The organism is Clostridium sp. UBA871, assembly GCF_002295255.1.
GTDB classification, from domain to species: Bacteria; Bacillota; Clostridia; order Clostridiales; family Clostridiaceae; genus Clostridium_J; species Clostridium_J sulfidigenes.
Map to the genome: position 1 here is coordinate 280,207 of NZ_DBFV01000002.1, position 15,482 is coordinate 295,688.

15 protein-coding genes and 1 tRNA gene are annotated in these 15,482 nt (G+C 30.0%); all 16 read left to right on the forward strand.

Annotated features, from left to right (window positions below; translation table 11 throughout):
- The first annotated feature begins 239 nt into the window (after positions 1–239).
- The 16 genes from B3086_RS01460 (at position 240) to B3086_RS01535 (ending at position 15,479) form a co-directional block, all read left to right on the forward strand.
- Complete coding sequence (locus B3086_RS01460) at positions 240–926, forward strand: response regulator transcription factor (protein ID WP_346870894.1); 687 nt, start codon at positions 240–242, stop codon at positions 924–926.
- Positions 927–929: 3 nt separating this feature from the next.
- Entirely contained in the window at positions 930–2,351 is a 1,422-nt protein-coding gene (locus B3086_RS01465) for a HAMP domain-containing sensor histidine kinase (protein ID WP_346848874.1), read from the forward strand.
- Positions 2,352–2,384: 33 nt separating this feature from the next.
- Positions 2,385–3,512, forward strand: a complete 1,128-nt coding sequence (locus tag B3086_RS01470; protein WP_346848839.1) for a S1C family serine protease — start codon at positions 2,385–2,387, stop codon at positions 3,510–3,512.
- Positions 3,513–3,639: 127 nt separating this feature from the next.
- Complete coding sequence (gene pth, locus B3086_RS01475; RefSeq protein WP_346848840.1) at positions 3,640–4,209, forward strand: aminoacyl-tRNA hydrolase; 570 nt, start codon at positions 3,640–3,642, stop codon at positions 4,207–4,209.
- 23 nt (positions 4,210–4,232) lie between these two features.
- Positions 4,233–7,748, forward strand: a complete 3,516-nt coding sequence (mfd, locus tag B3086_RS01480) for a transcription-repair coupling factor (protein ID WP_346848841.1) — start codon at positions 4,233–4,235, stop codon at positions 7,746–7,748.
- Positions 7,749–7,833: 85 nt separating this feature from the next.
- Positions 7,834–8,835: a peptidylprolyl isomerase gene (locus tag B3086_RS01485; protein WP_346848842.1), complete on the forward strand. Its 1,002-nt coding sequence runs from the start codon at positions 7,834–7,836 to the stop codon at positions 8,833–8,835.
- A gap of 147 nt (positions 8,836–8,982) precedes the next feature.
- Positions 8,983–9,531 (forward strand): stage V sporulation protein T, encoded by a 549-nt coding sequence (gene spoVT / locus B3086_RS01490; protein WP_035132504.1) that lies wholly within the window; start codon positions 8,983–8,985, stop codon positions 9,529–9,531.
- 217 nt (positions 9,532–9,748) lie between these two features.
- The gene (locus B3086_RS01495; RefSeq protein WP_346876359.1) at positions 9,749–11,284 is read left to right on the forward strand and encodes a polysaccharide biosynthesis protein; all 1,536 of its coding nucleotides are present in this window, start codon (positions 9,749–9,751) and stop codon (positions 11,282–11,284) included.
- 17 nt (positions 11,285–11,301) lie between these two features.
- Positions 11,302–12,765, forward strand: a complete 1,464-nt coding sequence (gene mazG, locus B3086_RS01500) for a nucleoside triphosphate pyrophosphohydrolase (RefSeq protein ID WP_346876360.1) — start codon at positions 11,302–11,304, stop codon at positions 12,763–12,765.
- Positions 12,766–12,876: 111 nt separating this feature from the next.
- A complete protein-coding gene (locus B3086_RS01505; RefSeq protein WP_035132498.1) occupies positions 12,877–13,152 on the forward strand; it encodes an HU family DNA-binding protein in 276 nt (91 codons plus the stop codon).
- A 106-nt stretch (positions 13,153–13,258) separates the two neighbouring features.
- Positions 13,259–13,519 carry an RNA-binding S4 domain-containing protein gene (locus B3086_RS01510; RefSeq protein WP_346848845.1) on the forward strand — a complete coding sequence of 87 codons (261 nt, stop codon included), beginning with the start codon at positions 13,259–13,261 and terminating at the stop codon, positions 13,517–13,519.
- A 76-nt stretch (positions 13,520–13,595) separates the two neighbouring features.
- Entirely contained in the window at positions 13,596–13,892 is a 297-nt protein-coding gene (gene yabP / locus B3086_RS01515; protein ID WP_346848846.1) for a sporulation protein YabP, read from the forward strand.
- A 7-nt stretch (positions 13,893–13,899) separates the two neighbouring features.
- Positions 13,900–14,292, forward strand: coding sequence for a spore cortex biosynthesis protein YabQ (gene yabQ, locus B3086_RS01520; protein ID WP_035132492.1), 393 nt, complete (start codon positions 13,900–13,902; stop codon positions 14,290–14,292).
- A 125-nt stretch (positions 14,293–14,417) separates the two neighbouring features.
- Positions 14,418–14,684, forward strand: a complete 267-nt coding sequence (locus B3086_RS01525; protein ID WP_035132490.1) for an FtsB family cell division protein — start codon at positions 14,418–14,420, stop codon at positions 14,682–14,684.
- A gap of 81 nt (positions 14,685–14,765) precedes the next feature.
- On the forward strand, positions 14,766–15,182 hold the full coding sequence (locus B3086_RS01530) for a S1 domain-containing RNA-binding protein (protein ID WP_035132487.1): 417 nt from the start codon (positions 14,766–14,768) through the stop codon (positions 15,180–15,182).
- Between the two features lie 208 nt (positions 15,183–15,390).
- Positions 15,391–15,479 (forward strand) — tRNA-Leu (locus B3086_RS01535).
- Positions 15,480–15,482: the final 3 nt, after the last annotated feature.

The following is a 15,482-nucleotide window of genomic DNA, read 5'->3' on the forward strand; positions in this document are numbered from 1 at the left end:
CATAATAAGTTTGGACAGTAATTTGGTTTTATTTAGGGGAGGAAGTTTTTCTTCCCCTATTTTTAGTATAAAAAGGAATGTTTTCACCATAACTTTATAAATATTTTGTTAAAAATATTAATTTTAATGAGAAAATACTTGGACTTAAAGTTATTGTTATATAATATTATAAAAGATATTATGTAGAAATTATATTCGTAAATTAAATAAAATATCTTAAGTATTTAGGAGGGATATCAATGGAAGGTAATTTAGGAAAGATATTAGTTGTTGATGATGATAAAAATATATGTGAAGTAATAAAGATGTATTTGGAGAATTCAGGATACCATGTTAAGGTGGCCAATGACGGAAGAGAGGCTCAAGAAGCATTTACTAGTTATAAACCTGATTTAGTGCTTTTAGATGTTATGTTACCATACCTGGATGGCATAGATGTGCTAAAGTGGATAAGAAGGGATAATGAAACACCAGTTATAATGATAACTGCAAAAGGAGAAACTTTTGATAAAGTTTTAGGACTTGAGCTTGGAGCAGATGATTATATAGTAAAACCCTTTGAACCTAAGGAACTTATGGCTAGAGTTAAGGCTGTTCTAAGAAGATATACTGCAGAGGGTGATAGTAAAGAAACATTAACCTTTGATAATTTAGTTATAGATATAAATTCATATAATGTAACATACATGGGACAGGAAATTAAAATGCCACCTAAAGAGTTTGAATTATTACACTTCTTAGCAAGTAATAAAAACAGAGTATTTACAAGAGAACAACTGCTTTGTGAAGTGTGGGGATATGATTATCCAGGAGATTCAAGAACTGTAGATGTTCATGTGAAGAGATTAAGAGAAAAAGTATCAGGAGGAGATAATTGGCAGTTAGAAACTGTTTGGGGAGTTGGATATAAATTTGAGGTGAAATAGATGGTGAAAAATAGCTTATTTTCTAAAATGGTTGTTACTTACACCATTATAATTACAGTAAGTTTTACTATTTTAGCTGCATTTCTTTCCTTTTGGTTTCAAGATTATTTTATAAAGACGAGACAAAGTGATCTTACTAGACAGGCAGATATAATTGAAGGTATTGCAACAAAATATTTAACTGGGGCATCATCATATGAAGAATTAACTACAAATATAAAGTTTATATCAACATATATAAATGATGATATAGTTCTCGTAGATAGTAATGGATATGTTTATTCAGTTACTAACATTAAATATACTCCACTCATAGGGAAACAGATTTTTCATGATGATTTGGAAAATATAAACAATAGTGATTATATAGATGCTTTTAATGAGTATGGAGTTTATATGGATGAGAAAGTATACGTTATGATGAAAGTTGTAAAAGATGCTAAAGGGCAATCTATGGGAGCCACTTTATTTAGTGTATCAACAGATATTTTAGATAAATCACTTTCTAATGTTTATCAAATTATTTGGTTATCTGCAGTTTTCGCTGTAATTGCTTCTTGTATCGTAATTTATTATTTTTCTCAAAAGATGATAGTTAATCCGTTATCAGAAATGAGTGGGGTTGCAAGAAAAATAGCTCAAGGAGATGTAGATAAAAGAGTTGAAATTCATTCTGATGATGAAATGGAGGAGTTTGCAAATGCATTTAATGTGATGGCAGACTCGCTACAAAAGGTAGAACAAAATAGAAAAGAGTTTATTTCAAATGTTTCTCATGAGTTAAGATCTCCAATGACATCTATAAAAGGATTTATAGGTGGAATTTTAGATGGAGTAGTTCCTGATGAAAAGCATAAGTATTATCTAAATATAGCCTATGAAGAAATACAAAGATTAACAAGACTTATTAATGATTTACTTGATTTATCAGCAGTGGAATCGGGTACTTATAAGCTGGAGAAGGTACCTGTGGACATTAATGAAATAGTGAGAATATGCATATTGAGAAATGAAAATAGAATAAGAAATAAAAATTTGGATGTACAGGTATTTTTTGAAGGAAGTGAACTCTGGGTACTTACAGATGGAGATAAAATAACACAAGTTATAACTAATCTTTTAGATAATGCTATTAAATATGGAAAAGAAGATGGATTGATACAAATATCCTGTAGAAAAAAAGGTAAGAAGGCTAATATATCAATTTTTAATGAGGGATCTAATATAGATGAAGAAGATATTAAACATATCTGGGAAAGATTCTATAAAGTTGATAAATCAAGAACACAAAAAGTGAGTACAGGATTAGGGCTCTCTATAGTTAAAAAGATTGTTAGCTTACATGATGAAGAAATATGGGCGTGTAATAAAGAAAATGGAGTTGAATTTATATTTACTTTACAATTAGCAAAGAAGAGTATGTAATAATCTTAAGGAGCTAAGAGGAAGGAGGCTATTATGAGCAATTTTAATGATGATTATAAGGATGTTAAAGCAAAAATAACCTTTAACAAAATTAAGAAAAGACGTAAAGGTAAAATTGTTGCAATTACTATATTTTGCTTATTTGTAGCCTCCTTAGGTGGGGCTGTTACAGCTTTAGTGGTAAACACTGAAAACGAAAATTATTATGTTCAAGGTAATAATAAAGACGAAGAAGTTAATACCACTAATTCAAAGCTTCAATCAGCTGCTCACAAAGCAGCCCAATCTGTTGTTTCAGTTATTAAGGTTATTGCAGATGATAAGTGTATAAAAGAAACTAATGTAGGAGTAGGCGTTGTCATAGAAAATGGACAATATGTTATAACTAGCTATTTAGGTATTGAGGATGCAACCAGTGTTAAAGTGAAGTTACACAATGACATTGTATATAATGCATCTATAATAGGATTTGATAGTATTTATGATATTGCTATGATTAAAATAAATGGAGATGCATTACAACCTATGACTATAGCTAAGAATTCTACTAAGATTGAAAAGGGAGATAGAGTTATTAGTGTAGGAAATCCTCTGGGTAAATCTTTTAATGAAAATATAGAGGTAAGTACGGTGTTAAATACTAGAGAAAATATAGTATTTAAAAATAGAGAAACTAAAGTAGCTGAGTCTTTAAGAATGATAAAGACTTCAGTTATTCCTAAGTTTATCAATACTGGAGCAGCTTTATGTAATTTGGATGGAGAACTTATAGGAGTAAATAATACTACTATGACATATCACAATGAATTTTTAAAAAATAGTTTTTATATTTCCGCAGAGGATCTAGAGCCTATTACCTATGGAATTTTAGATAAGCAAGATTCTCTTATTAACCATATGGGAGTTTATGGGGAAGAGGCTATTTCCCAAAGTGAAAATGGTATTGATGGAGTATATGCAAAGGAAGTTACAAGAAATGGTTTAGCTTATGAAGCTGGAATTAGGCCAACAGATATAATTGTTGAAGTGAATGGTATGAAAGTTAATACTGTCAGTGACATAAATTCTATAATGAGTAAATTTAAAAGTGGAGAGACAATAAAATATAAAGTATTCAAAAATGGTGATTATGTTGACTTTAAAATAAAGATTTCAGAGTAATATATAAAAAGTAGCATTTAGGGATGCTACTTTTATTTTATTTTAGGTAAAACTTCTAGTATAATAGTCAAAGAAGATTATTTTTATGTTAAGAGATATTATGTTATAGAATATATTGGAGGTAATTATGTATTTAGTTGTGGGATTAGGAAATCCGGGAGATAGATATGATAAAACAAGACATAATGTAGGGTTTGATGTAGTTGATATGTGTGAAAAAAAGTATAACTTTAGTATAAATAGGACAAAATTTAAAGGAGTATACGGTGAGAGTAGTATAGCCAATGAAAAGGTTATATTTTTAAAACCTCAAACTTATATGAATTTAAGTGGAGAAAGCGTTAGAAGTATAATAGACTTTTATAAAATACCAGTAGAAAATATTATAGTTATATACGATGATATTAGTCTAGAAGTTGGAAGACTTAGAATAAAGGGAAAAGGAAGTGCAGGCGGTCACAATGGTATTAAGAATATAATTTCTCATTTAGGTACTGATAGTTTTTCAAGGATTAAAGTTGGAATTGGAGAGCCAGCCTATGATTTAGTTGAGTTTGTTACAGGAAGATTCTCTAATGAAGATAGAGAGATTATTGAAAAATCTTTTGAGGCAGCAGTGGATGCAGTATCAGTGATCATAAATGAAGGAATTAATCAAGCAATGAATAAATTTAATTCTTTTAATGCAGGAAAGTAGTAAATAGTTTAAGAGGTGATATTTTGAGACTAAAAGGAGTAATGACACCTTTAAAGTTAAGTAGTGAATATAGAGATATAAAGAGATATATAAATGAGGAAAAGTATCCATTAGGCATACATGGTCTTTCGGAATCTGGTAAGAGCTACTTGCTATATGGTGTTTATGAAGATATAGAAAAAAGTATGCTAGTGCTAACTCATAATGACATGGAAGCTAAAAACATATATGAAGATCTTAGCTTTTATTGTAATGATGTATATTATTTTCCTACGAGTGAGGTAACTTTTTACAATGTAGAAGCTGTATCAGGGGACTTGAGATGGGAGAGGCTGAAAGTATTAAATAAGATTCTTCATGAGGGAAAATGTATTGTTGTAACTTCTATCGAGGCTTTAGCAGCATCCTATGCTCCTGTAGAGCTATTCAAGAAATTTTCATTTGAAATTTCTTTAGAAAGTACCATAGACATAAGAGCGTTGAGCGAAAAACTTGTACAATGTGGTTACGAAAGGTGTAGTGTTGTAGAAAACATAGGTCAATTTTCAGTTAGAGGGGGGATTATAGATGTTTATCCTCCTATTAGTAGCATGCCATTTAGGATTGAGCTTTTTGATGATGAAGTTGATTCCATAAGAACTTTTAATAAAGACAATCAAAGAAGTATAGATAAAGTAGATAAAGTAGAAATATTTCCAGCTAAAGAGATAATTCTTACAGAAGGGGTTATAAATCTTGCAAAAGAAGAAATTAGAAAGGAATTAGATGGAGCTATATCAAGATTTAATAAATCTAAAGATAAGGATGCTTTAGAAAGAATAAATTCTACGGTTAAGACAAATTTGGAGAGTCTTGAAGAAACTTGGACCTTTGAAACTATTGATAGCTATATTCCTTATTTTTATAAAAATAAAACTACATTTTTAGACTACTTTAAGGATAGTTTAGTTGTAGTGGATGATGTAAATAGGGCTATGGGTAAGTTGGATAGTGTATACTTTGAATTTGAAGAGAATTATGAAAATTTTCTAAGTAGAGGTAACATTTTACCGAAACAAGGAGAACTACTAATACCTAAAGAAATGATTGGAGAAATTTTAGAAGTGAGTAAAACTATAACTTTACAGAGTTTAGGAACTGCTTCTAATGCATTAAAACCAAGAAATTTAATAGCATTTTCTCAGATTACAATTCATGATTATCATGGACAGTTAGACATGCTTATTGAAGATATAATAGAGAAAAAGAAAAAAGGATATAGAACTTTAATTTTATCTGGTACAAGAACAAGGGGAGAAAGATTAATTGACACTTTAAGAGATAGAGGGATAGAAGCTACTTATAAAGACCTAGTTTCTAGCATTCAGCAAGGGGAAGTAGTGGTGACCTTTGGAAGTTCTATTAAAGGATTTGAGTATCCTGATTTAAAGGTATGTGTTATATCAGACTCCGAAGTTTTCGGTCAATCTAAGAGGAAAGCCACAAGAAGAACTACTAAAAAAGGTGCAGGAAAAATAAAAAGCTTTACTGATTTAAAGCTTGGTGATTATGTGGTACATGTGAACCATGGAGTTGGTGTATATAAGGGTATTAATCAATTAGATGTACAGGGAAATAAAAAAGATTATTTGGTTTTAGAATATAATTCAGGAGATACTTTATATGTCCCTGTAGAGCAATTAGATTTAGTACAAAAATATATTGGCAGTGAAGGCAAATCACCCAAAATAAATAAATTAGGTGGAAGTGAATGGGCAAAGGCTAGAAGTAAAGTAAAAAAATCTGTTGAAGATATTGCTGAAGATTTGGTTAAGCTTTATGCTATCAGAAATACTTTAAAGGGGCATAAATATGCCAAGGACACCCCTTGGCAAAGTCAGTTTGAAGGAGAATTTCCATATGAGGAAACCCCGGATCAGTTAACTGCAATTGAAGATATTAAAAAAGATATGGAAAGCGATAAACCTATGGATAGGCTTCTTTGTGGGGATGTTGGATATGGGAAAACCGAGGTTGCGCTTAGAGCTGCCTTTAAGTGTGTTATGGATGGAAAACAGGTAGCTATATTAGTACCTACTACAATACTAGCAGAGCAACACTATAAAAATATGTTAAAAAGGTTTTCAGATTTTCCTATTAAAATAGGAATGATTAGCAGATTTAGAACTGCGTCTCAAGTTAAAGAAACTTTAAATGCTCTAAGAGAAGGAAATTTAGATATTATAGTAGGTACTCATAAGTTGCTTCAAAAGAGTGTGGTATTTAAGGATCTAGGTTTATTAATTGTAGACGAAGAGCAAAGATTTGGGGTTAGTCACAAGGAGAAGATTAAGGAAATAAAGAAAAACATAGATGTATTAACTTTAAGTGCTACTCCTATTCCTAGAACCCTACACATGTCTTTAACAGGAGTGAGGGATATAAGTATAATAGAAACTCCTCCTGAAGAAAGATATCCTATTCAAACTTACGTTGTAGAATTTAATGATCAACTTATAAGAGATGCAATAATTAGGGAAATGAATAGGGGAGGACAAGTATTTTTTGTATATAATAGGGTTGAAACTATAAGTGATATGGCAACATATTTGCAAAAGTTGGTCCCAGAAGCTAGAGTTGCTATAGGTCATGGTCAGATGACCGAAAGAGAATTGGAAAAGGTAATTATAGATTTTGTAGATAAAAAATACGATATACTTTTAAGTACAACTATAGTAGAGACTGGTATAGACATTCAGAATGCAAATACTATGATAATAGCAAATGCAGATAAGATGGGATTATCTCAACTATATCAATTAAGGGGAAGAGTAGGGAGAACCAATAGAATAGCATATGCTTACTTTACTTATACTAAGGATAAGGTTTTAACAGAGGTTGCAGAAAAAAGATTAAAGGCAATAAAAGACTTTACAGAATTAGGCTCAGGATTAAAGATAGCTATGAGAGATTTAGAAATAAGAGGTGCAGGGAATATAATGGGAGCAGCTCAATGTGGTCATATGTCTGCTGTTGGATATGACTTATATTGCAGAATGCTTGAAGATGCAGTAAGCATTGTAAAAGGTGAAGTAGATAAGGAACCTATTGAAACTACAGTAGATATGAAAATTGATGCATATATTCCTAGTAACTATATACAGGATGAAACTCAAAAAATTCAAGTATATAAAAAGATTGCATCTATTGAATCCTATGAGCATATGTTAGAGGTTATTGAGGAGATTGAAGATAGATACTCTAATATTCCAGAAAGTGTTTATAATTTAATGAATATAGCTTATTTAAAGGCAATTGCTAGAGAAATTGGGGTTTTAGAGATAAAGGATACTGGAATTCAAGTACAGATAACCTTTAAAGACAAGTCATACTTAACTTCTGAAATGGTAAAATATATACTAGACAATTATAAGAGACAAATCACATTTAAAATGGGAGATGTTCCAGTTCTAGTGTATAAGAGTAAGGATATTAATAAAAAGGAGCTATTAGATATACTTATAAATATTATTAAGGATTTATCAACAATGAGTAAATAGATTTAGCTACTATTTATTTAATAGTATTTTTATGGTAAAATTGAATAGCAATAATAACTAAAAAAACCGAATGGAGGATAATAAATTGATAAAATTAAAGAAGATTTTAGCTGGTCTAATGGCGTCTACACTAATGCTTTCAGCAGTGGGGTGTGGAATGATAGAAAAAACAGAGGCAGGTATTAATAAGACAGTAGTTGCTAAGGTTTATAAAGAAAAGATAACCTTAGGAGAAGTGGACAGTAGGTTAAGTACGGTTTATGAGCAAGTAAAGGCTCAGTACGGAGAAAATTATAAAGAAAATTCAGAGGCTATGGAATATATAAAGAAGCAAAGATTAAGTATACTAGATACTATGGTTAACGATATTGTCATAAAAAATAATGGTGAAAAGCTTGGAGTAGTGCCTTCTGATGAAGAAGTTCAGACTAAGGCTAAAGAGAAACTTGATGAGATAAAGAAATCCTTTAAAACTGATGAAGAGTATAAAAGTGCTCTTAAAACAGCTGGAGTTACAGAAGAGAGCTTCTTAGAAGAATTAAAACCAGCAGTAATATCTAATGCTGTATATGAAGAGGTAGTTAAAGATGTTACTGTTACAGATGATGAAATAAAGACTTATTATGATAGTAATCCAAATTCATATACTGAAAGTCCTAATAAAGTTAGGCCAGCACACATACTAGTTAAGACAGAAGAAGAAGCTAAAGACGTAATTGCAAGATTAGATAAAGGTGAAGATTTTGCTAAGCTTGCTACTGAAAAAGGTACAGATGCTACAAAGGACAAAGGTGGAGACTTAGATTGGATTGAATATACTAGCAATCAGTATGATAAAACTTTCTTAATGGCAGCTATAAGTCTTAAGAAAGGGGAATATACTAAGGCTCCTATATCAACTCAATTTGGATTTCATGTTATAAAGTGCTTAGATAAAGAAGAGTATCCTGTTAAGCCTTTAGAAGATGTTAAAGGAGCGATTAAGGATGTTCTATTAGAACAAAATAAATATAATGTGTGGGTAGAAAAAGTAACTGCTTGGCAAGAAGAAGCTAAAATAAAATTATATGAAGATAAACTAAGTTAATAATTGGTAGAAAGAGATTGATGTCATATTTGGCATTAATCTTTTTTTATTTTTTATTAATGAAAAAATTTCTAGGATGTATAAAATTTGAGTTAAGAAGGATAATAATAGCATTAATACTATTTACATAAATAAGGAGGATATTTAATGAAAGCTACAGGAATAGTAAGAAGAATAGATGACTTAGGTCGTGTTGTAATACCAAAAGAAATTAGAAGGACATTAAGAATTAGAGAAGGAGATCCGCTGGAAATATTTACAGATAGAGAAGGGGGAGTTATATTAAAAAAATATTCACCAATAGAAGAATTGAGTGAGTTTTCTAAGGAATATAGTGAAGCGCTACATCAAACTATTGGTAATATAGTGATAATCTGTGATAAAGACTCAATCATATCTGTAAGTGGTGGGACAAAGAAAGATTATTTAGATAAAAAGATTAGTAATGAAGTAGATAAAATTATGGAAATGCGTAAGGCTACTCTTCTAGATAAAAACTCTCAGGGACTAATACCTATATGTGATGGAGAGACAGCAGATGAATATACAACACAAGTTGTAGCACCAATAATTGCAGAGGGAGATACTGTAGGTACAGTAATTATAGTTTCAAAAGAAAATGTAAAGTTTGGAGAACTAGAGTTAAAGCTTGCGGAAACAGCAGCTTCATTCTTAGGAAAACAAATGGAACAGTAAATGTTAAAAAGCATAAATATCTATAAGATAAAATTAAATAAAGAGTATAATATGTAATTATTGCCATAGGATTGATATTAATCACATCTTATGGCAGATTTTTTATTGTTAAAGAAGTTAAAGTTAATTGATATTAGGTATATATTATATGCATTAAGTAATAAAATGTTTCTCATCAAAATACTTATTAACTATACAAAGTATTTTAGGAGGAAGTATGAAAAAACAATCGCTTTTAAAAGGAACTATGATTTTAGGAATAGCTACTATTTTTGCACGATTTTTAGGTTTGTTTTTTAGAATACCAATACAAGGATTAATTGGTGACCAAGGGATGGGATATTATCAGATGTCATACCCTATATATATGACTTTTGTAGCAATAGCATCAGGAGTACCTATTGCTATGTCAAAATTAATATCAGAGTATAATGCACGCAACGATACCAATGCTGTTAAACAGGTACTTAAGGATACTCTTAAAATAATGATTCCACTTGGGATAATAATATCATTTTTAATGTTGTACTTTGGAGATAATATTATAAATATCTTAAGGTGGGATAATAAGTCATATCAATCCTTTATGATTATATCTTCAGCACCTATATTTGTATGTATTATGTGTACATTTAAAGGATATTTCCAGGGACTTCAGAATATGAATAATACTGCAATATCTCAAATTATAGAACAGATAGGTAGGGTAGTTTTTGGCGTTATATGTGCATATTTATTACTTCCTAAAGGAATTGAATATGCAGCAGCAGGAGCCGCATTTGGAACGGTAGCTGGAGGATTGCTGGGAAGCATTTACTTGGTAATAAAATATTTATTTGTTAGATCAAAGTCTTATAAATTAAAAGTGAAAAGGAGTAATAAAATACTATCAAACTTAGTACAAGCAGCATTTCCTATATCCGTAGGAGCTGCAGTTGGAACTATTATGGCTTTAATTGATTCTATAATAGTACCTCAAAGACTCTTGTTAGCAGGTTATACTATTCAAGAAAGTGCCATATTATATGGTCAATTTACAGGTAAGGCTATGACTCTTCAAAATATCCCACTGGCACTTTCTATTGCTCTATGTTCAGCTTTAGTACCTATAATATCAGAGGTATATTCTATGCATAATCAAAATGAATTATACAGAAGGGTAAACATGGTATTTAAGTTATCTTTTGTTATAGGTATTCCAAGTGCATTAGGGTTATTTTATCTTTCAAAACCTATTATGGGATTAGTGTTTATGGGGGATGTAGCAGGGCATGAAATACTTAAATTATTATCTTTATCAATACCATTAATTATAATAACACAGACTACTACATCGCTTTTACAAAGTTGTGGTAGATATATGAAACCGGTATATTATCTTGCTATAGGGTGTCTATTTAAGGTAGTCATTACCTATGTTTTAGTAAGTAACTCTAGATTTAATATATATGGTGCAATAATTGGAAGTATAGTTGGATATGCAGTAACTAGCATTTTAAACTTGAAAGAGGTTAAAAAATTGCTCAAAGTAAAGATAAACCTATATGAAGTAGTTATAAAACCTTTATTTGTGTCATTAATTATGATAATATCTGTTGTTTTTATATATAATAATGTCTATAATTATACACAGAGTAATGGAATATCTTGCTTAATAGCTATTTTCCTTGGTGTAGTAATATTTGGAATACTATCGATTGTATTTAAAATATTTACCATTGAAGATATAAAGGGAAAGCTCATTAAAAACTAAAAGAGGAGTAGATTCAAATGATTACAGTGGTTGGTTTAGGACCTGGTTCTAAAGATGCTTTAACCATAGGTGTACTAGAAATTTTGAAAAGTAATAAAAATATATACTTTAGAACAGAAAAACATCCTAATGTTAAATACTTAGAATCTATGGGTGTAAAGTTTAATACCTATGATAATTTTTATGAAGAATATAATAATTTTGATCATATATACAAGGCAATTGCAGAGGATCTTATAAAAATTTATCAGCAAGAAGGAGACTTAGTATATGCAGTTCCAGGTCATCCCTTAGTTGCAGAAAAATCTGTAACTATATTATTAGAACTCTGCAAGGAGAATGGAATAGAAGCTAGATTAATGCCATCAGTAAGCTTTGTAGATGCAGTTATAGAGAGCTTAAGGATTGATCCAATAGAAGGGGTAAAAATAATAGATGCCTTTGATATAAGGGAACAGGTTATGGATAAGAGATTAGGAGTAATAATAACCCAGGTGTATAACAAATTTATTGCTTCTGAAGTGAAGTTAGCTCTATGTGAATATTATAGTGATGATAGTGATATATACTTTGTAAGAGCAGCAGGCATACAAGGAGAAGAAAGTATAAGAAAAATTAAACTATATGATTTAGATAGACAAGAGGATATTGATTACTTAACTTCCATATATATTCCTAAAGATCTTAAAGGTCCTAAAGATTTTAAGGATTTAATTAATGTGATGTCTACTCTTAGGAGTGAAAATGGATGTATGTGGGACTTAGAACAAACTCATGAATCTTTAAAAAGAGGTTTAGTTGAGGAATGTTATGAAGTTATTGAAGCTATAGACGAAATGGACGATAATAAACTTATTGAGGAGTTAGGAGATGTACTTTTTCAAGTAATATTCCACGCTCAAATTGGTAAGGAGGAGGGTTATTTCAACATAAATGATGTAGTAGCAGCTATAACTGAAAAAATGATACGTAGGCATCCACATATATTTTCAGATGTAAGAGTTAAAAATACAGATGAAATATTGGAGAATTGGGATGAAATTAAAGTTAAAGAAAAGAAATTTACTAGCTATACCGATGAATTAAAACATGTTCCACGTTGTATGCCCGGACTTATTAGAGCAGAAAAGGTTCAAAAAAAGGCTGGTAAGGTAGGGTTTGACTGGGATGACGTAGAACTAGCTATGGAGAAAGTTATAGAAGAATTACAAGAGATAAAAGATGTATATAAAAATTCAGATGTGTCAAAAATACAGGAAGAGGTAGGAGATTTAATCTTTGCCACAGTAAATATTGCAAGACTTCTTGACATTGACCCAGAATTTGCAGTAAATTATACTATAGATAAATTTATAAAACGCTTCCAATTTATTGAGGAATCTGGCATTAAAAAGGGTATTGACATGAAAGAAATGACATTAGAAGAAATGGAAACCCTTTGGAGTGAATCTAAAAAGTATAATTTATCAACAAAAAGATAAATTTTTTTCAAAAAAAAGAAGGATTCTAGGTAACTTGTAAGAATATTGTAAGTATTATTTTATGTAATTAAAATATAAATTACGTAAAATTAACATTAAGGAGGTACTATTGTGAACAAATCAGAATTAATAGCAAAAATGGCTGAAAAGTCAGGACTAACAAAAAAAGATAACGAGGCGGTATTAAAAGCATTTATAGAGAGTGTTGAAGAGGCTCTTGAAGGTGGAGAGAAAGTTCAACTAGTTGGATTTGGTACTTTTGAAACTAGAGAAAGAGCTGCTAGAGTAGGAAGAAATCCAAGAACAAAAGAAGAAATACAAATACCAGCATCTAAAGTTCCTGTTTTCAAAGTTGGAAAAGAATTTAAAGACATAGTAAATAAATAATTACTTGAAAAAGCCTAGAAATGTTCTGGGTTTTTTCTTCTATTCAAAGGGATACAGGATAAAGTATAATTTCATTAAAATTTTTATATAGTTTAAGGAGGCAACTATGAGATTAGATAAATATTTAAAGGTTTCTAGAATAATTAAAAGAAGAACTGTTGCTAAAGATGTATGTGAAAATGGTAGAGTATCCATAAATGGAAAAGTAGCAAAACCAAGTACTACTATAAAAGAAGATGATATAATAGAAATTCAATTTGCTAATCAATTATTAAAAGCGAGAATTATAAATATTGCTAATCATGTTAATAAAGAAGAGGCTAAGAATATGTATGAAATAATCAGTGGGGAAGAGGATAAGGAATAAATAGAAGCATAAAATATTTTTTAATGAATATATCTTTATAGAAAGCTAATATATTTTTAGGTTTAAGGGGGATATTATGGAACCAAATAAAGATATGTCATTAGAAAATAAAAAGAGTTTTATTGCGTTAGAAAATAGAAAAAAGATGACTTTAGATGGAGTTTTAGAAATATTAAGCTTCAATGATGAACAGATACTTATAATAACTGTGTTGGGAGATATGGATATCAGAGGTGAAGAGTTAAAGATGACCAAGCTAGATGTTCAAAATGGAGATGTGGTAATAACGGGGAAAATATCTTATGTAGTATATACAAGTGAAGAAAAGAGACCAAAGAAGCGAAATAGCATTGTTTCTAAAATATTTAGGTGATTGAGTTATGATATTTGATATGGGTAGGCAAATAGCATTGTTTATATTCTCCTTACTTAGTGGAATGCTAGTTGGTATTTTCTTTGATGTATATAGAGTAATAAGAGGTTTTGAAGAGCCAGGAACCATCATAACAGCAATACAGGATATGCTATTCTGGATATTAACTGGCATTATAGTATTTATTTTTATGATGTATACAAACTATGCTTACATGAGCTTTAATGTGTTTGTATATAATTTAATTGGATTATTTATATACTTTAAACTATTTAGTAATATATTTATATTAGCATACGGAAGCATATTAAATGCCATATTAACGTTTTTTAGAGTAATATTTTATTATATATTCTATCCTATAAGAATTATTTTCAGCAAAATAACAAAAAAAATATAAAATTTATAATATTAAGGGTTGAAGAAAATAAAAATTCAAATTACAATATAGCTATAGGTTAATTTGACTACTTGAAAATAAAACCTATGACATGTTACTATTTGTAATAAGGAAGGAAAATCGATATGAAGAAATTCAGCATAAAAAAGATAGGTCTTTTACTTATAGCTCTTTACGTAGGCTTTACATTTATAAATCAACAAATAATAATGTTTAGACAACATAAAGATATTGATAACTATACTTCGGAGTTACAAGCAGCACAAGAAAAGAATCAAAAGTTACAGGATGAGATTAAACTATCACAAGATAGTCGGTATATAGAAAAACTTGCAAGGGAAAAGCTTGGGTTAATTAAAGAAGGAGAATCTCCTGTAATAGACAGTAAATAAAGTGAAAATTACTATGACTAATTATTATTAGTTATAGTATATATAAATTTAAATTATAAATTTAAGGAGGGTCTTTTCAATATGACCTTAAAGGCTGGAAGCATTATAGAAGGTAAAGTAGTTAATATCACAAACTTTGGTGCATTTGTTGAAGTGGAAGGGAAAACAGGCTTAGTTCATATATCGGAAGTATCTGATGTATTTGTTAAGAATGTACATGATCATTTAAAAGAAAATGATGTGGTTAAAGTTAAAGTCATTTCTGTAGATGATAATGGTAAGATGAGCTTATCCATAAAGCAAGCTGGTACACCAAAAAAATCTTTTAAACCCGTAGATATAGATTGGGAAAAGGAAAAATCTAAAACTACAAGTTCAGGAAGTTTTGAAGACAGGATGTCAAAATTCTTAAAAGATAGTGAAGAAAGATTTCAAGATCTTAAAAAACACCAAGATGGTGGAAAAGGTAGAGGATATAGCAGAAAAGGATATAATTAAGCTTTATACCGAAAGGATTAAAGAGTGCTTTTTAAGCACTCTTATTTATTTTAATGTCAGTTAAATTAAACCCTAGCTTTTTTAACATTTAGTTATAATAAGTGAAGAAGAAATAAATAAAAAATATAAAAAACTATATAAATACTGTTGACATAGTTAATAATATACCATATAATAAATATTGTCGCTGAAAGGTGATGACACAAATGCTGGAGTGGCGGAACTGGCAGACGCACAGGACTTAAAATCCTGCGGTGGTTAAACACCGTACCGGTTCGATTCCGGTCTTCAGCACCAAAT

Bases quoted from the DNA above. Each gene is read 5' to 3' on its own strand.
- B3086_RS01460 (WP_346870894.1), top strand. From the start codon at position 240: ATGGAAGGTAATTTAGGAAAGATATTAGTTGTTGATGATGATAAAAAT.
- B3086_RS01470 (WP_346848839.1), top strand. From the start codon at position 2,385: ATGAGCAATTTTAATGATGATTATAAGGATGTTAAAGCAAAAATAACC.
- pth (WP_346848840.1), top strand. From the start codon at position 3,640: ATGTATTTAGTTGTGGGATTAGGAAATCCGGGAGATAGATATGATAAA.
- spoVT (WP_035132504.1), top strand. From the start codon at position 8,983: ATGAAAGCTACAGGAATAGTAAGAAGAATAGATGACTTAGGTCGTGTT.
- B3086_RS01495 (WP_346876359.1), top strand. From the start codon at position 9,749: ATGAAAAAACAATCGCTTTTAAAAGGAACTATGATTTTAGGAATAGCT.
- mazG (WP_346876360.1), top strand. From the start codon at position 11,302: ATGATTACAGTGGTTGGTTTAGGACCTGGTTCTAAAGATGCTTTAACC.
- B3086_RS01510 (WP_346848845.1), top strand. From the start codon at position 13,259: ATGAGATTAGATAAATATTTAAAGGTTTCTAGAATAATTAAAAGAAGA.
- yabP (WP_346848846.1), top strand. From the start codon at position 13,596: ATGGAACCAAATAAAGATATGTCATTAGAAAATAAAAAGAGTTTTATT.
- yabQ (WP_035132492.1), top strand. From the start codon at position 13,900: ATGATATTTGATATGGGTAGGCAAATAGCATTGTTTATATTCTCCTTA.
- B3086_RS01525 (WP_035132490.1), top strand. From the start codon at position 14,418: ATGAAGAAATTCAGCATAAAAAAGATAGGTCTTTTACTTATAGCTCTT.
- B3086_RS01530 (WP_035132487.1), top strand. From the start codon at position 14,766: ATGACCTTAAAGGCTGGAAGCATTATAGAAGGTAAAGTAGTTAATATC.